This is a genomic window from Herbaspirillum sp. LeCh32-8, from assembly GCF_017814915.1.
Taxonomy (GTDB): domain Bacteria; phylum Pseudomonadota; class Gammaproteobacteria; order Burkholderiales; family Burkholderiaceae_D; genus Herbaspirillum.
Genome location: NZ_JAGIPZ010000003.1, coordinates 154,785 through 175,232 on the forward strand (window position 1 = coordinate 154,785; position 20,448 = coordinate 175,232).

A 20,448-nucleotide genomic window follows, 5' to 3' on the forward strand; every position below is an offset into this window, starting at 1 on the left:
TCGAGCTTGAAAGGTCCGCGCTACCTTAGCATCCGCGCCGCCGATGCAACATGCACAGTTGCCTGCGTCGGATGCGCGTCGCTGTTACGTCTGCGCAAGTGGCCCGGTGCAATTGACCGCAACTGTATCGTGTCAGAGATTCCACATGGCAGTAGACTCGCGGTTCTGACGTCCGCATTTCTCCCGCCATGTCTCCGACGAATATCCTCAAACTGCTGCTGCTCGCCGCCATCTGGGGCACCAGCTTCATGCTCATGCGCATTGCCGCTCCGGTGTTCGGCCCCATGCTCACCACCTTCGGCCGCGCCTCGCTGGCCACCGTCGCACTGCTGGCCTATGCGCAGTCGCGCGGCGTGAAGCTGGACTGGCGCCGCAACTGGAAGCCCTTCCTGGTGATCGGCATCGGCAACACGGCGCTGCCGTTTTCGCTGTTCGCCTGGTCGGCGCTGTACATCCCGTCTTCCTATATGGCCACCATGAATTCGCTGGCGCCGGTGTTCACCGCCGTCTTCGGCTTCCTGCTGCTGGGCGAGCGCCTGACTGCGGTGCGCCTGGGCGCCTTCGTGCTGGGCCTGGTGGGGGTCGCGGTGCTGGTGGGCGTGGGTCCGGTGCCGGCCGAGGCGATGGTGATCTTCGGCGTGCTGGCCGCGATGAGCGCGGCCGTCAGCTATGGATTCGCCGCCACGTACACGCGCATGCGCTGCGCGGGCATCTCGCCCATCGCCATGGCCACCGGCAGCCAGTTTGCCGCCGCGCTGTGCCTGATCCCGTTCGCGTTGCCGGGCCTGCCGCATGCGGCTGATGCGGTCGCCGCCGGCGCCGGCCATGCCTTGCTCGCGGTGCTGGTGCTGGGCGTGGTGTGCACCGGCATCGCCTACGCACTGTTCTTCCAGCTGATCTCCGCCGAAGGCGCAACCAAGGCCATCACCGTCACCTTCCTGGTGCCGATGACGGCGTCGCTGTGGGCCTGGCTGTTGCTGGACGAGCCGGTCACCGGCGGCACCGTGGCCGGCATCGCCATCGTGCTGACCGCTACCGCGATCGCCTTGCGGGCCAAACCGGCGGCGCCGCGCGTGGCGGCGAAGGCATCGGCCTGACATCCTTTTCCGCAAATGCAAAACGCCGCGCGTTGCGGTGATGCTGTTCAATCAAGAATCAGAATCCATCCTCGGTCATCCCGGCGAAGGCCGGGATCCAGTGGCTTTCGTGGCATATCGACGGCCGTTGAACGACGCTGGGTCCCGGCCTTCGCCGGGACGACTGAGGAGAGATACTCCGCTTGATGGACGACATCACCGCAACGCGCGGCGTTTTTTATTGAGGGGCGACGTGCTTACCAGCCGAACTTGGCGCTGGCCTTGCGATACGCCAGGCCAGCCAATGCCACGTCTTCCAGCCCGATGCCGATAGCCTTGTAGATGACGATGTCGCCGTCCTTGCGCTGGTAGGGCGCGCTGCCGTCGACCGCCTGCGCCAGCTCCATCACCTTGTTCCAGTCGAAAGTGCCGGGCGCGCATTGCACCAGGTCGCCCGCTTCCTGCTGGGCCTGCGGCTTCCATTCGACGAACAGCGCGGCGGCGCGCGCGATGGCGGTGTCGTCCAGCTCGCGCACGTTGGCCTTGGAGGCGCCCACCGCCGCCACGAAGGCGCCCGGCTTGATGAGCTTGCCGTCGAACAGCGGCGTGGTGGCGCGGGTGACGGTGACCAGCACGTCGGCCTGCGCCGCGGCTTCGTCGACGCTGACCACGCGCGCCGGCACGCCGTAGTTCTTCGCGATGTCGTCTGCCAGTTCCTGCTGGCCCGACAGGCCGGCCACCAGCACCTCCTTGAACTTGCGCACCTGCAGCAGCGCCGGCACGTGCGAACGCGCCTGCACGCCGGTGCCGATCACCGACAGCACCTGCACGTCGGGACGCGCCAGGGCGTCGCAGGCCACTGCGGTGGCGGCGGCGGTGCGCAGGCCGGTCATGGTGTCGCCTTCGATGGTGCACAGCGGCGCGCCGGTCTCGGTGGAGAACAGCTGGATCACGAACTTGAACTGGCCCTTGATGGTGGTGTAGACCTTGGCGCCGGCAATGCCGGCCGAGGGAATTACCGCCCCCATCATCGACAGCATCACGCCGTTGGAGGCGCTGGTGCGCACGCGTCCCTGGTGCGCGCCCTCGGCGGCGCCGGCGAAGGCTTCGCGCATCGAGGCGATGGCGTCTTCGGTGGTGAGCAGTTCGCTGATCTGCTGGTTGCTGAGGAATTTCATGTGTGGCTCCTTGAATTTAAGTAGTGGTCACGGCTTCATCAGGAAGCGCTGAAAATGCCATGGGCAAGGCGCAACGCCGCCGGCGGCTTTTTCAGCGGTGCTTTAGTGAGGGCCATGTTCGGATTTGAGGTAATTCCAGATGCGGTCGATCTCGGGGCTGGCGCCGTCGAGCCGGCGGTAGGCGCGGATATCCATCTCGTCGCACCACAGTCCCTGCTCCAGCGCCTCGCGGTCGTTGGGCGCGATGGCCAGCGTGAGCTTGCCCTCGGCGATCTCGCGCGCCACCGCGCTGGCCGGCAGCCAGGCGATGCCGTGGCCTTCCACCGCCATGCACTTGAGGCCCTCGGCGAGGTCGGTCTCGAAGCGGCGGAACAGGTGCACCCGACGCGCGCTGGTGTGCAGCGCCTTCTCGACGATGCGCGACAGCGAAGAGTAAGGCGAGTAGCTGAGGAAAGGCTGGGGATCGTTGGGCGTCCCCGGCAGCACGTATTTGGGCGCGCCGCCCGGCAGCGTCTTCACGTACGGCCGCAGCGGCTCCTTGCCCAGCGACAGCACGTCGTAGCGCTCGGTGTCGAGCGCGATGCCTTGCTGGCGATGGTCGTAGCAGATCAGCAGGTCGCAGTTGCGCTCCACCAGCGCCATCACCGCGTCATGCACGTTGCCGGCCATGACGGTGGTGGCGATGGCGCCGACCTTTTTCTCGATCTCGCACAGCAGTTTCGGAAACAGCGTCAGCAGCAGCGTGTGCGGCATGGCGAAGCGCACCGCCGACTGCGCGCCGGCCAACTGGCCGCGCAGCACCAGACGCGCCTGCATGGACTGGTTGAGCATCTCGCGCGCGATCGGCACGAAGGATTCGCCGGCCGGAGTCAGCGTACAGGGATAAGAAGAACGATCAAACAGCTCGGCGCCCAGCCAGGTCTCGAGTGACTTGATGCGGCGCCCGAAAGCCGGCTGCGTCACGTTGCGCAGCTTGGCCGACTTGCTGAAGTTGAGCGTCTCCACCACCGAGAGAAAGTCCTCGACCCACTTGATTTCCATTGTTGCCTGCCCCTTCCCGGCGTCGCCCGTCGACACTGATGCGCGAATATTGTGGAGTTGTGGAGTTGCGGCACGTCGCCGCTGTGCCGGCGCGCTGCGGATAAATCAGCCGACGCCGCGCAGCCGGCCCCAAGCGTGCTGTAACCGGCTGCAACTATACCGAAACGGCACTGCCGCCGTCCCATGCCGTTTTGGCATGAGGCGCGCCGGGCTTGGCATTGCAGGCGCAATGCAAGGCGAGCCGCGCTGATGGCACAGCTTTTCCGGCAATGCCGCGACACCCGTCGCAAGCGCCTGTCGCCACGGTAGCGCCGTCAGCGCGGCGTACGCTGCCGCGTTGCGGGCCGGGCGATACGCGAGCCGGGCCCAATCGGGCTCAATCGGCCGCCAGCAACTCCTGCAGCACCTGCTGCGCGCTCGCCAGCCGCAGGCCCTGCGTCTGCATGGCGGTGAGAAAATCGCGATGCTGCTGCTCGAAGCCGGCCACCGGGCTCATGCAGTCGGTCACCAGCACCAGACGCGCGCGGCCGGCGGCGTCGAGGTTCTGGGCGATGTGTTCGGTGGTGGCGCGTACGCAGTGGCTGCCGGCCTCGCCGGTGATATAGACCGCGTCGGCCTGCGCCAGCGTGTGGATGAAGGGCAGGTTCAGCTGGGTGTCGGGATCGGCGGCGTCGGGCACCTCGGCCTGCACCGCCGAGTAATGTTCGGTCCACGGGTTGCTGCCCTTGCGCAGCTTGGCCACCACGCCCAGCGTCGCGTCTTCCCAGCGGTTGTAGGCAGCGCGCACATCGGCGTGCACGTCGCCGCCCCAGCTGCCGATCTCGCAATGCACCGGCCACACCATGAGGCGATAGCGGTCGCTGGTCTCCAGCGCGTCGAGATAATTCAGCGTGCGCGCCAGCGCCTGCGGATCACGCGGCAGGAATTGGCCGGCGCGCACCTGCGCAGCCTCGATCTGCGTGAACGGCGCCACCGCAGCGCCGTCGCCGCGGCGCCAGAACGTGGGGTGGGCGATATCCAGTCGATGGTGCGAATCCAGCGTCACGCTGATGGCCGACCAGGCCGCGCCGCCGGCGTCGATCAGTTGCGCCACGCGCCGCATGTCGGCGTGCGCGCCGGCCACCGGCAGCGCCGGCGCGTGCGGCTGACCGTGCGCGGGATCGATGGGCAGATAGGCGGGCGGCAGGTCGCAGAAATCGTTCTGCGGATCGATGACGAGCAGATGGCGCTTGCGTGGCATGGTCGGATTTTCCGTGAGGGGGGGATGAACAAGGAGGCGCAAAGCTGCGCCCCCGCCAGTCTAGAACAATTCTCCCGGCCATCAAAAGCCGCGGCCCGATGCAGACATTTCCGCATCGGGCCGTGCTTGCAACAGATCAGGGGGAACGGACTCAGGCGCAGCAATTGCCGCCGATGTGTTCATCGCGCTGCGGGTGCGAAGCGTCACGACGATGGCGTGCATGCCGTACGTGCCGCACGCGTTGCGACACGCGGTAGACGGCGCGCTGCGTGAGCATCATGCTCAGGGTGCCCATGCTGAACTCGGCCGCGATCAACAGGCCGACCAGAGCGGCGAATTGCATATAGATCCGCGGGTACACGGACAGGCTGCGCGAGAACAGTTGGTGCAACATGATGGTTCCTCTTTTCTTGTTTTACCTGCTTCAATGAAAACGATGGGCGGATACGCCGGCAGGACTCAACCGCCCGTATCCGCCCCACCAGCCGATCAAGCGCCGGTGTAAAGGGATGTTTGCGCACCCGCGGTTTGCAGGCCGCGGTTGGCCGGAATCGCATTGACGATCGGGTAGACCGCATCACCCTGGTTGACCAGGCCTTGTTCCTGGGCCTTGGCCAGTTCAGCCTTCACGGCGGCGCGGGTTGTGTGCGAAACGAAAGGCTTCTCGACCGGATACGGTGCCTCGGCAAATGCCAGGGAAGAAGCGGACAGGGCCAGGGCGGCAGCGACGATATATTTTGCGGACATGATGTTCTCCTTTGGGTGTTCAGTCATTCGGATGTCGGTACATGTGTCGGTTGTGTGAGATGACATGTGCCTCTCGGAACCGCATCGTTTCTTGCGTTGCGATGTCGTTCATCGATGACTGCAGTGTAGGGAGATGCCTGCCGGAGAAAAATGCGTCAAACAAGAATTGAGTGTTCTGCAAAGTGGAACAATCGCCTGGCGCTATCGCGGCGATAGCAACAGACTTGCCGCGAAATTGTTTAGAAAATTACCGCAAACCCGCGCCGGCAAAGCGCTTTGACGCATGCCGCCGGTTGTCCAAGCAGGTGGATACCGCAACGTGATCATCGTTGCGTTTATTTCTAGTTATCAGAAATGGAAATACCGGCCGGTTATCTTCATATCGCCACTGTGCAGTGACATCGAGAGAACCGGCGGCAGTGCGCCGCGCGGGCGTCAAGGTGAAAGCAGATTACGCCCCGTCACGCGGGCGCTTGAGCAGCTCCTGGTCCAGCATCTGCTCGGCGTCGCTGGCGCCGCCCGGTTCCAGGCCTGTGCGCCCCTTACCGCGGGCATCGCCCAGTTTGTCTTCTTTCACTCCCGGCTCAGGCGCATGTTCTGAGTCGGGTCTGTCATCCAATGCACGATCCGAATTCGCCCGGGTCTGCTGGTTCATGATGGCCTCCTTCTTCCTTGTGTCAGCTCCATTGCCGCTGGCTGACCCGCAGCGGTTGGGTGTACTCCTCGAATTGACGTTGCCTGGGGCGCGGCGGCGTTGTCGAGGATGACGGCTGCGTCCCCGCCTGAATGGGCTTGTCCTGCGTGCCTTGCCGACTCTGCTCACCACCGGCATCCTCAGGGACGCGCTCGTGCCTGCGGCCGCTCCCCAGCGATTTCTTCAGGTGGCGGCGCACCGGGTCGTCCGGATGGTCGCCCATGCGCGCGAATTGCTCCTTCAGGCGCGTGAGCTCGTCATCGGACAGGTCTTCCACATCGAGCATGCTCTTGCGGGCGCCCTTGACGGCACGGATGAGCTCATCGAGCTTCAGTTGCGTGGCCTCGGCGTCGCGGTTCTGGGCGTTCTGGATCAGGAACACCATCAGGAAGGTGACGATGGTAGTGCCCGTATTGATGAGCAGTTGCCACGTGTCTGAGTAATCGAACAGAGGCCCCGTCACAGCCCACAGCACGATCACTGCGAGCGCGAGGACGAAGGTCCAGGACGTGCCGACGACATGCGCGCAGGCGGTGCAAAATTGGTGGAAAAAATCAGCAGGATCCGAAGTCTTCATGGCCGTGCATGTCCCGAGAGGCATTCCTTGAAAAGCGGTGCGCGTACGGCACCCGGCATGTTCTCAGTATCGGATCGGACAGACACTGCGCCAAGCGGACAACACCTCGGCCGTGTGTAGGAATTTCAGCCTCGACGGCTTTGCCGCAGGCGGCGGAGCCGTCCAGACTCAGGCGACGTTCTTGTACGGCCCGGGACGGCCGCTCTCGTCAGCCATGATCTGCATCTCTTCGAAGCGGTGGCGCAACTCCTGCCATTGCTGCGCGGACACCGAATCCTCGCGCACCGTTTCCCGGTAACGTGCCCGTGCCAGCACTGCGGCGGCGTCGCGTTCGACCTTGCGCTGCCAGCGGCGCTCCATCACGATGAAGACCGTCACCGATGTCAGCAGGCACACCACGCATACCCCGAGCACGAGGTAAATCGCGTACTGCATCAATGTGCTCATCCACTCCATCTCGCTGCCGCTCCCGTGCCGGAAAATTCAATGCACGCATGGTAGCGTCGACGGCAAAAGGATGACATCAGGAAATGTCTGAGTAGACAACGCCCCAACATTGCCAGAACAGCAACGCCGGGGGAACCGGCTGCCTTGCACGTGTGTCTGGTTCTGGAAGCTCGACACCGGAGACCTCCAATGAACGTTGCCCCCGCCAGCGATATCCCCTCACGCCTCGACCGGCTGCCATGGTCGCGCTGGCACTGGCGCGTGGTCATCGCCTTGGGCGTGGCGTGGGTGCTGGACGGGCTGGAGGTGACGCTGGTGGGCTCCATCGGCGGCGTGCTGGAGCGGCCCGACACGCTGGGCCTGGACGCCTCCCAGGTCGGCTGGACCGGCTCGCTCTACATTGCCGGCGCGGTGTTGGGCGCGCTGCTGTTCGGCCGCCTCACCGACCGGCTCGGCCGCAAGAAACTCTTTATGGTGACGCTCGCGGTCTACATGGCCGCCACGCTGGCCACGGCCTTCGCCACCGACTTCCTGTTCCTGGCGCTCTGCCGCTTCGTCACCGGCCTGGGCATCGGCGGCGAGTACGCGGCCATCAACTCGGCCATTGATGAGCTGATCCCGGCGCGCGTGCGCGGACGCGTGAACCTCATCATCAACGCCAGCTTCTGGATTGGCGCAGCATTGGGCGCAGGCCTGTCGCTGGTGATCCTGGACGAACACGTGCTGGGCCCGGCCATGGGCTGGCGCGTGTGCTTCCTGCTGGGCGCGGTGCTGGCGGTAGCCATCATCCTGGTGCGCCGCCACGTCCCCGAGAGCCCGCGCTGGCTGATGATGCACGGCCACCACGCACGCGCCGAGCAGGTAGTCGCCGACATCGAGGCCCAGGTCGCCGCCGAACACGGCGCGCTGCCGCCGCCCGAGCCCGCCCATGCGCGTCGCGCCGGCAGCGGCATGATGGGCCTGCGCGAGATCGGCATCGTGCTGCTGCATCGCTACCGCGCGCGCAGCCTGATGGTGTCGCTGATGATGGTGGCGCAAGCCTTCGTCTACAACGCCATCTTCTTCACCTACTCGCTGGTGCTCACACGCTTCTACCAGGTCCCCGACAACCGCGTGGCGCTCTACATCTTCCCATTCGCGCTGGGCAACGTGCTGGGCCCGGTCCTGCTTGGCCACCTCTTCGACAGCATCGGCCGGCGTCGCATGATTGGCGCCACCTACCTGCTGGCCGGCATCGGCCTGGCCGCCACCGCCTGGGCCTTCAACGCCGGGCTGCTTACCGCGCTGACGCTGGCGCTGTGCTGGAGCGCGGTGTTCTTCGTGGCCTCGGCCGCCGCCAGCTCGGCCTACCTTACCGCCAGCGAGGTGTTTCCGCTGCAGATGCGGGCCATGGCCATTTCCGTCTTCTACGCGGTCGGCACCGGCGTGGGCGGCTTCATCGCCCCGGTCTTGCTGGGATGGCTGATCGCCAGCGGCGACCGCCACGCAGTGGCCGCCGGCTACGCGCTGGGCGCGGTGCTGGCGATACTGGCCGGCCTGTGCGCACTGCGCTTTGCGGTGGATGCGGAACGTCGCGGGCTGGAAGAAGTGGCGGAACTGGAATAAAAGCAGGCCCGGCAACCGCGGCCGATCCAGCCCCCCTTCCCCGTGCTCTGTTCCCAGTTCCCCCTGTACTTTGGGACGATGGCGAGCACGGACCGTGACGGTACAATCGCGGTCGGCAACGGGCCGACCGCGCCCGCCCTTTCCAATCCATCAACATGAATCGCGGAGCGAATCGACGTGGCATTGAAGCAATCGCTGCGCTGGTGGGCCAGGCGCAAGCAACTGGGCATGTTCTGGCGCTTTCTGGTGGCGATGTTCCTGGCCTCGTTCATCGGCCTGGAGATTTTCGTCATCCTGGGCTCGGCCTATGACGAACACAAACTGATCCGCAAGCTCGACGCACCGGAGTTCGAAGCGGCGCTGAACGCGGAGCTGGCCAAGGGCGCGGCGATCGCGCACCAGACCGCAGGCCGCGATCCTTCCTGCGCGCTGGTGCTGCAAACTCTGGTCTTCAACAGCAACGCGCTGAAGGTGCTGGACAACCTCGGCGCCAACTCGCGCGAGCGCATGGCGCCGGCCGGGCGCATCAGCCTCGCCTATCTGCAGGACGGCCAGACCCTGTGCCGCTATGCGCCCAACGCCGCGCGACGTGACGCCGCCCTTGACGGGGCCAGCGTGAGCACCTATCGCTATCAGGTCGCCAATCCCGCGCAGCCCGGCGAGCAGCTGCAGCTCCACGTCGACGTGCTGCGTACGCCGACGCTGCAATGGGTGGCCACCAAGGACATGCCGTGGAACGCGCTGGTGCTGTTCGTGGCGGTGCTGAACCTGTGCTGCGCCATCACGCTGGCGCCCATCCTGGTGCGACGCATCAAGCGCGCGGAGAAGGTCGCGCGCGGCTGGACCGAAGGCGACATGCATGCGCGCATCGACGACTCCCGCAATGACGAATTCGGCAGCCTGGTGCGCTCGTTCAACACCCTGGCCGACTCCTTCGTCGACGTCATCAAGGTCAAGCAGGAACTGGCGGCGGTGGAAGAACGCAATCGCCTGGCCCGCGACCTGCACGACACCGCCAAGCAACGCGCCTTCGCCCTTAACCTGCAGCTCACCGCGCTGCGCACGCTGGCCGACAGCGATCCGGCAGAGGCGTCACGCCTGACGCGCAGCGCATCGTCGCTGGTGCATCACCTGCAAAACGACCTATCCAACGTGATCCGGCGTCTGTCGGCCTCGACGGTGGCGGAGCTGGGCATGCGCGAAGTGCTGCGCCAGGAAGTGGCGAGCCTGTTCGAGGGTTCAGCCATCGACTGGCAGATCCACATTTCGGACGACATCGACGACCTGCTGCGTGAGGCGCCGCACCTGGCCCAGCAGATCCTGCTGATCGCCATCGAGGCCTCGGCCAACGTGCTCAGGCATGCGCAGGCAAGCCGCATCGTGATCGCCTTCCAGGAATCCGAGGACCGCTACACGCTGTGCATCGAAGATGACGGGCGCGGCTTCGACGACCAGAACAGCGACGCCATGGGCATGGGGCTGTCCAACATGCGCCTGCGGGCGCGCAGCCTGCCCCACGGCGAGCTCTCGGTCACCGGCGGCAGCGCCGGCGGCGCGGCGGTGTGGGTGCGCTTTCGCTTGTGACGGGTTGTGAGGGAAGAACAATGAATCCAACGATATTGCTGGTCGACGACCACGCCGTGGTCAGGGAGGGACTGGCCAGTCTGCTGTCCATCGGCCGCCGCTTCGAACGCATCGCGCAAGCCGCCGACGGCGCGGCCGCCATCGCCGTGGCCGGCGAACTACAGCCGGACCTGATCGTGGTCGACCTGCTGATGCCCGGCATGACAGGGCCTGAGGCGATCAGGCTGCTCAAGCAAGCCAGCCCGCGCAGCAGGATCGCGGTGCTGACCTCGACCGAGGACGACCAGCTGGCGCTTGCGGCGCTGAAGGCCGGGGCCAGTTCCTATCTCATCAAGTCGATGTCGGGCGACGATATCCTGTCGGCGCTGTCGCGCATGGCGCTGGGCGAGGACATCATCCATCCCTCGGTCAGCAACGGCATCCTGAGGATGTCGCTGCGCCAGGGCGACCAGCCGCTCTCGCCGTTCGGCACGCTGACCCCACGAGAAGTGGATGTGCTGACCGAGCTGGCCAAGGGCGCCAGCAATGCCCGCATCGCGCAGGCGCTCAACATCACCGAGCGCACCGTGAAATCGCATATCGGCAACGTGCTGTCCAAGCTCAATCTGTCCGACCGCACCGAGGCCGTGGCCTTCGCGTGGCGCAACGGGCTGATGCAACAATAGGCAGGCGCTAGGCGTCGTTCGCGGCGCAATGCGCCGGCTCGATGGCGTCGAGGAAGAAGGTGTCGCCGATTTCGCGCAGGATGGCTTCCATGCGGGCGGCAGTCTCCGGCGTCCTGGCCTTTTCCCACAGCAGGTCGAACTCGCGGAACGCGGCCGAGAGTGCGGTGCCGCCGGCGGGTTGATGCGCTTCTCTCATGGTCACAAGGTTCTCGGCCTGTATCGGATGGTCTGGATGGCGCACGTCCGGATCGCGATCAACAATCGCCCGACACGCGGCGCGCCACGCCGATTCTAGCGTCCCGGCGCGCCGCGCACCTCGTCCAAAAGTACAGTAGCGTCCGGGCACTTGGTACGATTCGCGCACCTTTCGCTTTCTTTACACTTCATCGGCGCCGGAGCCCTGCACAGCGGGCTCCTCCTCACTGCGCTCCGTCCTGTCGACGGCCCGCCGAAACCGATGAATCCGATGAAAAAAGACAAACGCTTCCTCTGCTGCATGCTCGCCCTGTCCGCCCTCGCGCCTGGCCATGCATTCGCGCAATCCACGCCATCTTCCGTCGCCGGCGGATGGAACTACACCCTCGGCGTCGGCGCCATGCGCGGCCCGACCTACCCCGGCTCCGGCGACACCCATACCAAAGGCTTCCCGGTGCTGGGCGCCACCTACGGCCGCTTCTTCGCCGGCGCGGCCGACGTGGGCGTAACGGTGCCGGTGGGCATCGGCTACAACCTGGTGCAGGATCAGCACTGGAAAGTGGGCATCGGCGTCGGCTACGACATCTACAGCGTGCGCAAGGAGTCCGACAACGCCGCCAAGCTGCGCGGCCTGGGCGACATCGAGCGCACGGTGCGCACGTCCGTTTTCGCCAAGTACAGCAACGGCGGCATGTCGCTGTTCGGTGCGGTGGTGAGCTCGGCCAAGGGCCAGGGCACGCAGGTGAAGCTGGGCGCCGACGCGGCGCACAGCATCACCCCCAGCCTGATCGTCAACGCCGGCCCCAGCGTCACCTGGGCCAATGCACGGTCCAACCAGACCTTCTATGGCATCAGCGCAGCGCAGAGCGCGAACTCGGGCCGCAGCCGCTACTCGCCATCGGCCGGTGTCAGCGACGTCACTTTCTCGGCCGGGCTGACCTACCTGCTCTCGCCCAGCTGGAGCCTGGGTTCGCGCATCAGCGTGTCCTACCTGCCCGATACCGTGAGCGACAGCCCGATCGTGGACAAGGACATCACCACCTCCTACGGCGTGTTCACCGCCTATCGCTTCTGAACGTGACGCTGCTTGCGTTGCCCTTGATCCCCGGCCCGGGCTGGCTGCTACTCAAGCAATGAGCGTCGACACAAAGGAAATCGCATGGACAGGAAGACGGACGCCGGCGCCGAGCGCGCATTCGATGCGATGCGCTTCTACCTCTTCGAACAGGTCGACGTCGGGGATGCGTTGCGCGCCGCGGTGAGCCAGCTGCACGCGCACGCACAACGTCACGCGGTGGAAGTTGAAGTGATCCAGACCGCCGACTTCACCCGGCACGCGCATCGCTCCGCTTTCATGGTGCTGCTGAAGGCCTTGCTGGAAAACGCCATCCAGTTTTCGCCGCGCCACGGCAAGGTCACGGTGACGGCGTCGCCGCAGGGCCTGTCGGTCAGGGATAACGGCCCCGGTATGTCGGCCGACGAACTGGCCCGGGTCGGCCGCTGGTTCTGGCGCGGCGCCGCCGGTCAGGCAAGTTTTCGTGCGGGCATCGGCCTGGCAGTAGCCGGCGCCACCGTCGCCCGCCACGGCTGGACCCTGCACGCGGCCAACCTGCGTCCCGGTATGCTGTTCGTAGTGAGCTGGCGCCGTTTGTCGCGCTAGGCTGCGCCGCTCACCTTCTCGGCAATGCCCGCCCCCAGCGGCGCCAGCAAGGCCATCACTTCTTCCTCGCCGAACTTGACCGCCTGCGCATCGTCGCGCCCCAGCACGCCGTCGGCCAGTGCCGACTTGCGGGCCTGCAGTTCCAGCAGGCGCTCTTCGATGCTGCCTTCCACCACCAGTTTGTAGACGAACACCTGGCGCGTCTGTCCCAGGCGATGCGCGCGAGCGATGGCTTGCTCCTCCACCGCCGGGTTCCACCACGGGTCGACCAGCACCACGGTGTCGGCGGCGGTGAGGTTCAGGCCGACGCCCCCGGCCTTCAGGCTGACCAGGAACAGCGGCGCCTGCTGCGCCTGGAAGCGCGCGATGACTTCGCCGCGCGCGGCGGGATCGGTGTCGCCGGTGAGCATGAGGTAGGGCAATGCCAGCTCGCGCAGCTCGACCTCGATCAGCGCCAGCATCGCCGTGAATTGCGAGAACACCAGCACCCGCCGACCCTCGGCCACCAGCGCCGGCAGCATGTCGCGCAACAGCTCGATCTTGGCGCGCTCGATGCCGCGCGGCATGCGGCCGCCCTTCAGCAGATAGGGATCGCAGCACACCTGGCGCAGCTTGAGCAGCGCGTCCATCACGGTGACCTGCGCGCCGCTCAGGCCGCGCCGCAGCAGGGCGCGGCGCACCTGCTTGTCGGCGGCGATGCGTACGCTTTCATAGAGCTCGCGCTGGCGGCCCTGCAGTTGCAAGCGTTCGACGATCTCGGTGCGCGGCGGCAGCTCCTGCAGCACGTCCTCCTTGCGCCGGCGCAGGATGAAGGGACGCACGCGTTGCGCCAGCAGGCGGGCGCGCACGGTCTGGCCCTGCTCTTCGATGGGCTTGCGCCACAGGCGCGAGAAGCTGCGCGCGTCGCCGAGGAAGCCCGGCATCAGGAAATGGAATTGCGTCCACAGCTCGCCGAGGTGGTTCTCCAGCGGCGTGCCGGTCATGCTGAGGCGATGGCGCGCCTGCAATTTGCGCGCGGCGGTGGCGGCGCGCGAGGAGGCGTTCTTGACGGTCTGCGCCTCGTCCAGCACCAGCAGGTGAAACCGCTGCTGCGCCAGTTGGTCGAGATCGCGCCACAACAACGGATAGGTGGTCAGCACCAGATCAGCCGCGCCTGCGGCGATCTCAGCGAAGTGTTGTGCGCGACCTTCGCCGTGCAGCGTCAGCACGCGCAGATCGGGCGCGATGCGGCGCGCTTCCTCGCGCCAGTTGAACAGCAGCGAGGTGGGCACCACCACCAGCGCCGGCAGGTCGAGCCGGCCGGATTGCTTTTCGATCAGGATGTGCGCCAGCACCTGGGCGGTCTTGCCCAGGCCCATGTCGTCGGCCAGGATGCCGGCCAGCTTTTGCTCGCGCAGGTATTGCAGCCAGGCCAGCCCCTGCAGCTGATAGCCGCGCAACTGGATCCCGAGGCCGGGCGGCGCGGCGATGCTGCGCACCGCGCCCGCCGCGCGCAGGCGCTGTGCCAGCTGCAGCACGCCGGCCTCGCCGCTCATGTGCCAGGGCGCGCCGCCATCCAGCGCCAGCAGCGCGCTGTGGATGGCGTCGAGGCGATGCGCATCCCACGGCGTCAGCCGCAGCGGGCCGTTCTTGCGCTTGAGGTCGTCCAGCAAATCCAGCAAGGCCAGCACCACCGCCTTCAGCGGCCCGGCCATGGCGTCGATGCGGCGACCGCCAGGCGCGCGCAGCGAGATCACCGCGTGCGGATCGATCTTTTCCACCTGCTGCGCGTCGGCCCAGCGCGGGTCGCGCCGCAGCAGGTCGGCCACCATCGGGCCGACGTCCATCACCTCGCCGTCGACCTCGATGCCGATCGACAGCAGCCAGCGCCCGGACGGGTCAAGGCCGTCGAACACCTCGCTGGAAAACGCGCGCGGCTGCAGCGGCGCAGCCACTTCCTTGCCCAGCACTTCGCCGGTCTCGCTGCTGACGATGAAGCGCCACGCGGTCACCGGCACGCTCTCGTGCGCAAAGCCCGGCCTGACCACCAGCGTCCAGCCCAGCTGCTGCAGGCGCGGCGCCTGGTCGGCCCAGAAGTCGCCGTAAAAATCTTCCTGCACCAGCGTCCACAGGGGGCCGGCCTCGTGCAGCGGATTGCGCGCGCGCCATTGCAGCGCATCTTCGCGCAGCGGCAAAAAACCCAGTTCGCGGATCAGCTCCAGCGCCGCCGCTTCCGCCGCGTCATCACGCGTGATGTGGGCCGGCGTGTAGATGCTGTCGTCGTCGCTAAAGCCGACCGGCGCCGGCGTGCTCCAGCGCGCCGCGCCTTCGCCGTAGGTCCAGTCGATCTGCGCCACCGTCACCATGCCGCCGCGCGGACCGAACAGGCCATGCGCGCGCATGCCGAGCAGGCCGTCGCCGCGCGTGAGCGTTTGCAGCGTCAGGCGCGGATGAAAGGCGATGGCGATGGCGGTGTCGGTAGCGGTGACGTTGGATGAGGACATGCCGGCGGCAAGCGAAAACGCGGACAAAAAAAGAAGCGGCCATTGTAGGCCGCTTCCTTTACGTCGTGCAGTTCACTTCACCGGAGTGGGCGTGATGCACAAGTCCAGCATCACGGCGAAGGGCGTGCGGCCTTCGCCGGTGGCCCAGACCCATACCGCCCAGCACAGCAGCCCGCATACCAGCAGCAGGGCCAGCACAATATGCAGGCCGGAGGCGCGGCGCAGGAAGCTTTCGACGCTGTCGAACAGGGCGGTCATGGCGGAGGTGATCCGACTCGGAAAAGAAAAGGAAGCAGCATTTTACCCAAGCCCCCCCAGCCCCGGAATGGGACAAATTGCCGCAGTGTCGCCCCGGCAACATGGCAGCGGACGGCTGCGGCGCCGCCCTGGCTGCAATAAGCGCATTTGCTTGCGCGGATTTATTCGTTCCGGGCGGCGCGGCGCCTCCTTACCCTGTTGCCTTTACAGCCACATTGCGAGAGACATGGACATGAACGGCGAACAACACAGCCTGAAACGACGCCTGCTGCTGCAGGGCCTGGCCGCGGGCGCCTTGGCCGGCGGCGCGCCGCTGGTGCTGGCGGCGCAGGAGAAGGTGCTGCGCATCGGTTATCAGAAATTCAATACGCTCAACATCCTCAAAGGCACCGGCAAGCTGGAGCAGGCGCTGCAGCCCAGGGGCTGGTCGGTGAAGTGGTTCGAGTTCGCGGCCGGCCCGCAGCTGACCGAGGCGCTCAACGCCAATGCCATCGACTTCGGCCATGCAGCCGACACTCCGTCGGTGTTCGCCAACGCCTCGGGTGTGAACGCGGCCTACCTCGGCGCCGAGCAGCCGTATCCCAAGGGCATCGCCATCTTCGTGGCGCAGGATTCGCCGATTCGCAGCGTCAGGGACCTCAAGGGCAAGAAGGTCGCCACCGGGCGCGGCTGGAACGTGCAGTTCCTGCTATTGAAGGCGCTGGAGGAAGTCGGCCTGTCCTACAACGACATCGAACCGGTCTACGTGACCAATGCCGCCGACGTGCGCGCCGCCTTCCAGTCCGGCAACGTCGACGCGGCCACCTTGTGGGATCCCTTCCTGGCGGGCCAGGAGATCAGCACCCGGCCACGCATCCTGCGCGACGGCACCGGCTTGTCCAACAACCGCACCTTCCACCTCGCGGTGCCGACATTCGTCGACCAGAACAAGGACATCGTGCGCACGCTCTTCGTCGAGCTGAAGAAGGCTAACAACTGGACCCAGTCGCATCCGCAAGAGACCGCCGACCTGCTGGCGCCGCAACTGGGCGTAGATGCCAAGGTGCTGAAGCTGGCCACCGAACGCCGCAACTACACCACGGTGGCGGTGGACGCCGGCATCGTCGCCGAGCAGCAGCAGATCGCCGACGCTTTCCTGAAGCTGGGCCTGATCAAAAGCGCGGTGCGGGTGCAGGACAAGGTCTATCCGGACGTGTTGCTGTAAGGCCGCCATGCATCTCGCCGCCTTCCTGATCGCCGGCAACGCCGCCCATAGCCAGGCGCTGTGGCGCCATCCGCAGAGCCGCCGCGGCGGCTTCCTTGAGCTGGACTATTACCGCCACATCGCGCAGACCCTGGAGCGCGGCAAATTCGACCTGCTGTTTTTCGCCGACCGGCTGGCGGTGTCCACGCGCTATGGCGAGAACCACCGTCACGGCATCGCCGTGGGCGACCAGGATGCGACGCGGCTCGATCCCCTGCCCCTGCTCGGGGCGCTGGCCGCCGTCACGCAGCACATCGGCCTGGGCGCCACGCGTTCGACCACCTACTCGCAGCCCTACAGCCTGGCGCGCGAGTTCGCCACGCTGGACCATCTCTCGGGTGGGCGCGCGGCGTGGAACGTGGTGACCTCGGTCAACCAGGGCGAGGCCGATAACTTCGGCCTGAAGGAAACCCTGCCGCACGACGTGCGCTACGACCGTGCCGATGAATTCCTCGAACTCACACACAAGCTGTGGCGCAGCTGGCAACCGGATGCATTGCGGCTGGAGGGTGACGGCGCTTATGCCGATCCGGGCAAGGTCGAGGCCGTCGACCACCGCGGCGCGCATTTCAGCGTGCGCGGCCCGCTCAACATTCCGGCCACGCCGCAGCGCAGCCCGGTGATCATCCAGGCCGGCTCCTCCGATCGCGGCCAGGACTTTGCCGCGCGCTGGGCCGAAGTGGTGTTCAACATCCAGCCCGACCTGGGGCGACTGCAAGGTTTCTACGGCGACCTGAAGGGACGCGCTCAACAATTCGGCCGACGCGCGCAGGACATCAAGATCCTCTCGGCCGTGATGCCCTTCGTCGGCCGCTCGCGCGCGCATGCCGAGGAGCTGCGCGAAGAAGCCAATGGGCTGGCCGATCCGCTGGTGGGCTTGTCCACGCTGTCGAGCCACATGAATGTAGACTTCTCCGCCTATGCGCCGGACGCGCCCATCGGCGACGTGCAGGTCAGCGGCATTCAGGGCCTGTTCAAATTGCTGAAGGAAATTTCCGCCGAACGCCAACTGACGCTGGCCGACGCCGCCCGGCTGTACGCTCAGGGCGTGCTGACGCCGCAGGTGGCCGGCACCGCGGCGGACGTGGCGGACTGGCTGGAGGACATCGTGGCGCAAGGCGGCGCCGACGGCTTCGTGATCTCGCCCTCGCACCTGCCGCACGGCTTCGACGATTTCGTCGACGGCGTGGTGCCGGAATTGCAGCGCCGCGGATCACTGCGCAAGCAATATCAGGGCAACAGCTTGCGCGAACACTTGCGTGGATGAAGATCAAAGCAGGGCATGCCGGTATCGGCTACCCTGTACGGCCTGACAACAACGTGAAGATGCGTCATGCCCACCGCCCTGCTCATCATCGACGTACAGCAAGCCTTGTGCACCGGCCCCACGCCGGTGGCCGAGGCCGACCGCACCATCGCCAACATCAACCTGCTGTCGCAGCAGGCGCGCGCGGCGCGGGTGCCGGTGATCCTGGTGCAGCACGAGGACAGCGGCGCGCTGCGCCATGACAGTCCCGGCTGGCAGCTGGCCCAACGGCTGGAAGCCACCTCACAGGACGCGCGCGTGCGCAAGCGCGGCTCCGACGCCTTCCATCACACCGAGCTGCACTCGATGCTGAAGATGCGCCACATCTCGCGCCTGGTGGTGTGCGGCATGCAGACCGAATTCTGCGTCGAGTCAACGGTGCGCCGCGCGCTGGCGCTGGGCTATCCGGTCACGCTGGTGGAGGACGGCCACACCACCATCGACAACGGCGTGCTGCAGGCAGCGCAGATCGTGGCCCACCACAACGCCACGCTGGCCAATCTGGGCGCGTACGGCGTGCGCGCCACCGTCACGCCGGCGCGCGATATTTCCTTCTGAGTACGATGGCGCTTTAGAAGCGCTGCGGGCTGAACGGCGCCAGGTCGATCTCCGGCGCCTGGCCCGCCAGCAGCTGCGCGGCGATGCGGCCGGTGCGGGCCGAGCAGCCCAGGCCGATGTGGCCGTGACCGTAGGCATGGACGATGTCGCGCGAGGCGCTGGCATAGCCGATGCACGGCATGCCGTCCGACGTGCTGGGGCGGCGGCCGAGCCAGAACTTCACATCCGCGGCCGGCAGCTCGCGCGGCAATCCCGGGAACAGCTTGAGCGCGATGTCGCGCATGATCTCGCCGCGCCGCCAGTCGGGCGCCGCCTCGAAAGAGGCGAACTCGACCTGGCCGGCGATGCGCAGGCCGCCTTCCATTTGCGTAGCGATGATCTTGAATTCCGACACCATCATCGGCGTGTTGGCCGTGGCCTGCGCCTGGTGCCCGGCGATGGTGGCGTGATAGCCGCGCTCGCTCTCCAGCTGCACGCGGTCGCCGGCCTGCGCGGCCAGTTGCTTGGAGCGCGCGCCGGCGCAAATCACGGCGGCGTCGCAGACGACCTCGCCGTCCTCCGTCAACACCGCCTTGAGCCGGCCATGTTCAAGACGAAAACCGGTGGCGCGCCCCTGCACGCGACGCGCGCCGCGGGCGCGCGCGTAGGCGTCCAGCGCCTGCATGTAGGCGCCGGGGTTCTTGCAATGCCCGGCCTCGTCCACGTGCACGGCGAAGCCGAATGCGGGGTCGAGGTCGGGTTCGCGCTGGCGCAGCGCTTCGCCTTCCAGCTCGCTCCACTGGATACCCATGTCGCGCCGCACGCCCCAGCCGAAAGCGTCGTTCTCGAAATGCCGGCGCGAGCGGTAGACGTGCAGCACGCCCGAGGTGTCGATCAGGTGACCCACGCCGGCGCGCTGCGCGAGCTCCTGATGCAGCAGCCGCGCATCGACCACCAGCGTGCGCAGCGCCTGCGCGGTGCGGCGGATGCGCGCGCGGCGCGCGCTGGCCAGGTTGCGCACCAGCCACGGCGCCAGACCCGGGAGATAACGCCAGCGGATCGATAACGGCCCCAGCGGATCCATCAGGTAGCCCGGCACCTTCTTCCACATGCCCGGCTCCACCGGCGGGATTACCGAATGCGACGACAGCCAGCCGGCATTGCCGTAGCTCGACGCCTCCTCGCTGCCGGCCTCGTTGAAGTCGAGGATGGTGACCTGCAGCCCCTGGTCGAGCGCGTGAATGGCGCTCATCAGGCCGACGGCGCCGGCGCCGATGATCACTGCGTGGCGGGGGAAGGAGAATTCAGCAGAAGTAGACATGAGGGCAAGCTTGGCGCGGGGAAACTGGAATGATAAGTGATCTCGCGCCGATGTTCCCGGTCGTAATTGACCGGCCTGACCCGCGCCCCTATGATCGGACTTCCTCCACCCACGACATCCATCAGGAGACCGAAGCATGATCGACCATACCGGCGTCATCGTCAGCGACTTCGACAAAGCGAAAGCCTTCTACACGGCCGCGCTCGCGCCCATCGGCTACACGCTGATCATGGAACTCCCCGCCGCCGTCACCGGCCACACCGACGTCGCCGGTTTCGGCGAGAACGGCAAGCCCGATTTCTGGGTCAGCCGCGGCACGCCCAACCAGCCGCCGATGCACGTGGCCTTCCGCGTCGAACAGCGCGCCCCGGTCGACGCCTTCCACCGCGCCGCGCTGGCGGCCGGCGCACGCGACAACGGCGGCCCCGGCATCCGCGCGCACTACCATCCGGACTATTACGGCGCCTTCGTGCTGGATCCGGATGGACACAATATCGAAGTCGTGTGTCACCAGCCGGCAGCCTGATCGTCACCGGCGTCGGCATGCAGCGCGATGCCGACATTGATGTGCGCCCGAGCCACAGATGTCCG

22 protein-coding genes are annotated in these 20,448 nt (G+C 66.6%); 10 read left to right on the forward strand and 12 right to left on the reverse strand.

The genetic code is table 11. The annotated features are described in order from the left end of the window. Positions 1-188 precede the first annotated feature (188 nt). On the forward strand, positions 189-1,097 hold the full coding sequence (locus J8I26_RS08420; protein ID WP_209606054.1) for a DMT family transporter: 909 nt from the start codon (positions 189-191) through the stop codon (positions 1,095-1,097). Between the two features lie 236 nt (positions 1,098-1,333). Here the strand turns inward: J8I26_RS08420 and J8I26_RS08425 are convergent, their stop codons facing one another. The 8 genes from J8I26_RS08425 to J8I26_RS08460 form a co-directional block, all read right to left on the reverse strand. Continuing rightward, a complete protein-coding gene (locus J8I26_RS08425) occupies positions 1,334-2,254 on the reverse strand; it encodes an ornithine cyclodeaminase family protein (RefSeq protein ID WP_209606056.1) in 921 nt (306 codons plus the stop codon). A 102-nt stretch (positions 2,255-2,356) separates the two neighbouring features. Continuing rightward, positions 2,357-3,295: a LysR family transcriptional regulator gene (locus J8I26_RS08430; protein ID WP_209606058.1), complete on the reverse strand. Its 939-nt coding sequence runs from the start codon at positions 3,293-3,295 to the stop codon at positions 2,357-2,359. A gap of 376 nt (positions 3,296-3,671) precedes the next feature. Further along, positions 3,672-4,535: a cysteine hydrolase gene (locus J8I26_RS08435; RefSeq protein ID WP_209606060.1), complete on the reverse strand. Its 864-nt coding sequence runs from the start codon at positions 4,533-4,535 to the stop codon at positions 3,672-3,674. Between the two features lie 151 nt (positions 4,536-4,686). After that, positions 4,687-4,929, reverse strand: a complete 243-nt coding sequence (locus J8I26_RS08440) for a hypothetical protein (protein ID WP_209606062.1) — start codon at positions 4,927-4,929, stop codon at positions 4,687-4,689. 95 nt (positions 4,930-5,024) lie between these two features. Continuing rightward, positions 5,025-5,282 carry a DUF4148 domain-containing protein gene (locus tag J8I26_RS08445; protein WP_209606064.1) on the reverse strand — a complete coding sequence of 86 codons (258 nt, stop codon included), beginning with the start codon at positions 5,280-5,282 and terminating at the stop codon, positions 5,025-5,027. A gap of 451 nt (positions 5,283-5,733) precedes the next feature. Next, positions 5,734-5,937 carry a hypothetical protein gene (locus tag J8I26_RS08450; RefSeq protein ID WP_209606066.1) on the reverse strand — a complete coding sequence of 68 codons (204 nt, stop codon included), beginning with the start codon at positions 5,935-5,937 and terminating at the stop codon, positions 5,734-5,736. Positions 5,938-5,959: 22 nt separating this feature from the next. After that, a complete protein-coding gene (locus J8I26_RS08455) occupies positions 5,960-6,553 on the reverse strand; it encodes a low affinity iron permease family protein (RefSeq protein ID WP_209606068.1) in 594 nt (197 codons plus the stop codon). 168 nt (positions 6,554-6,721) lie between these two features. Further along, positions 6,722-7,000 carry a hypothetical protein gene (locus J8I26_RS08460; RefSeq protein ID WP_245200222.1) on the reverse strand — a complete coding sequence of 93 codons (279 nt, stop codon included), beginning with the start codon at positions 6,998-7,000 and terminating at the stop codon, positions 6,722-6,724. Positions 7,001-7,189: 189 nt separating this feature from the next. On the opposite strand from J8I26_RS08460, the gene J8I26_RS08465 reads away from it, so the two are divergent. From J8I26_RS08465 to J8I26_RS08475, 3 genes are all read left to right on the forward strand, one after another. Continuing rightward, positions 7,190-8,605: an MFS transporter gene (locus J8I26_RS08465; protein WP_209606069.1), complete on the forward strand. Its 1,416-nt coding sequence runs from the start codon at positions 7,190-7,192 to the stop codon at positions 8,603-8,605. A gap of 177 nt (positions 8,606-8,782) precedes the next feature. Next, complete coding sequence (locus tag J8I26_RS08470) at positions 8,783-10,189, forward strand: histidine kinase (RefSeq protein WP_209606071.1); 1,407 nt, start codon at positions 8,783-8,785, stop codon at positions 10,187-10,189. A 20-nt stretch (positions 10,190-10,209) separates the two neighbouring features. Beyond that, positions 10,210-10,854, forward strand: coding sequence for a response regulator transcription factor (locus tag J8I26_RS08475; RefSeq protein ID WP_209606073.1), 645 nt, complete (start codon positions 10,210-10,212; stop codon positions 10,852-10,854). A gap of 7 nt (positions 10,855-10,861) precedes the next feature. Here the strand turns inward: J8I26_RS08475 and J8I26_RS08480 are convergent, their stop codons facing one another. Then, entirely contained in the window at positions 10,862-11,050 is a 189-nt protein-coding gene (locus J8I26_RS08480; protein ID WP_209606075.1) for a hypothetical protein, read from the reverse strand. 270 nt (positions 11,051-11,320) lie between these two features. Between J8I26_RS08480 and J8I26_RS08485 the strand changes: the two genes are divergently transcribed. Beyond that, positions 11,321-12,124: a MipA/OmpV family protein gene (locus J8I26_RS08485; protein ID WP_209606077.1), complete on the forward strand. Its 804-nt coding sequence runs from the start codon at positions 11,321-11,323 to the stop codon at positions 12,122-12,124. A gap of 84 nt (positions 12,125-12,208) precedes the next feature. Further along, positions 12,209-12,709, forward strand: a complete 501-nt coding sequence (locus tag J8I26_RS08490; RefSeq protein ID WP_209606079.1) for an ATP-binding protein — start codon at positions 12,209-12,211, stop codon at positions 12,707-12,709. Here the strand turns inward: J8I26_RS08490 and J8I26_RS08495 are convergent. Together J8I26_RS08495 and J8I26_RS08500 are read right to left on the reverse strand one after the other, a co-directional pair. After that, positions 12,706-15,192, reverse strand: a complete 2,487-nt coding sequence (locus J8I26_RS08495) for a DEAD/DEAH box helicase (RefSeq protein ID WP_209606081.1) — start codon at positions 15,190-15,192, stop codon at positions 12,706-12,708. The genes J8I26_RS08490 and J8I26_RS08495 overlap by 4 nt on opposite strands. Before the next feature lie 72 nt (positions 15,193-15,264). Further along, entirely contained in the window at positions 15,265-15,450 is a 186-nt protein-coding gene (locus J8I26_RS08500) for a metallothio multi-domain protein (protein WP_209606083.1), read from the reverse strand. Between the two features lie 232 nt (positions 15,451-15,682). Between J8I26_RS08500 and J8I26_RS08505 the strand changes: the two genes are divergently transcribed. The 3 genes from J8I26_RS08505 to J8I26_RS08515 all read left to right on the forward strand — a co-directional run bounded on the left by J8I26_RS08505 (position 15,683) and on the right by J8I26_RS08515 (position 18,557). After that, on the forward strand, positions 15,683-16,654 hold the full coding sequence (locus tag J8I26_RS08505) for an aliphatic sulfonate ABC transporter substrate-binding protein (RefSeq protein ID WP_209606085.1): 972 nt from the start codon (positions 15,683-15,685) through the stop codon (positions 16,652-16,654). Between the two features lie 7 nt (positions 16,655-16,661). Further along, the gene (locus J8I26_RS08510; RefSeq protein WP_209606087.1) at positions 16,662-17,960 is read left to right on the forward strand and encodes an LLM class flavin-dependent oxidoreductase; all 1,299 of its coding nucleotides are present in this window, start codon (positions 16,662-16,664) and stop codon (positions 17,958-17,960) included. A 66-nt stretch (positions 17,961-18,026) separates the two neighbouring features. Next, complete coding sequence (locus J8I26_RS08515; protein ID WP_209606089.1) at positions 18,027-18,557, forward strand: cysteine hydrolase family protein; 531 nt, start codon at positions 18,027-18,029, stop codon at positions 18,555-18,557. A 13-nt stretch (positions 18,558-18,570) separates the two neighbouring features. Here the strand turns inward: J8I26_RS08515 and J8I26_RS08520 are convergent, their stop codons facing one another. Then, complete coding sequence (locus tag J8I26_RS08520) at positions 18,571-19,857, reverse strand: FAD-binding oxidoreductase (RefSeq protein ID WP_209606091.1); 1,287 nt, start codon at positions 19,855-19,857, stop codon at positions 18,571-18,573. A 136-nt stretch (positions 19,858-19,993) separates the two neighbouring features. Here J8I26_RS08520 and J8I26_RS08525 point away from each other — a divergent pair, with 136 nt between their 5' ends. Then, positions 19,994-20,383, forward strand: a complete 390-nt coding sequence (locus tag J8I26_RS08525) for a VOC family protein (RefSeq protein WP_209606094.1) — start codon at positions 19,994-19,996, stop codon at positions 20,381-20,383. Positions 20,384-20,448 lie beyond the last annotated feature (65 nt).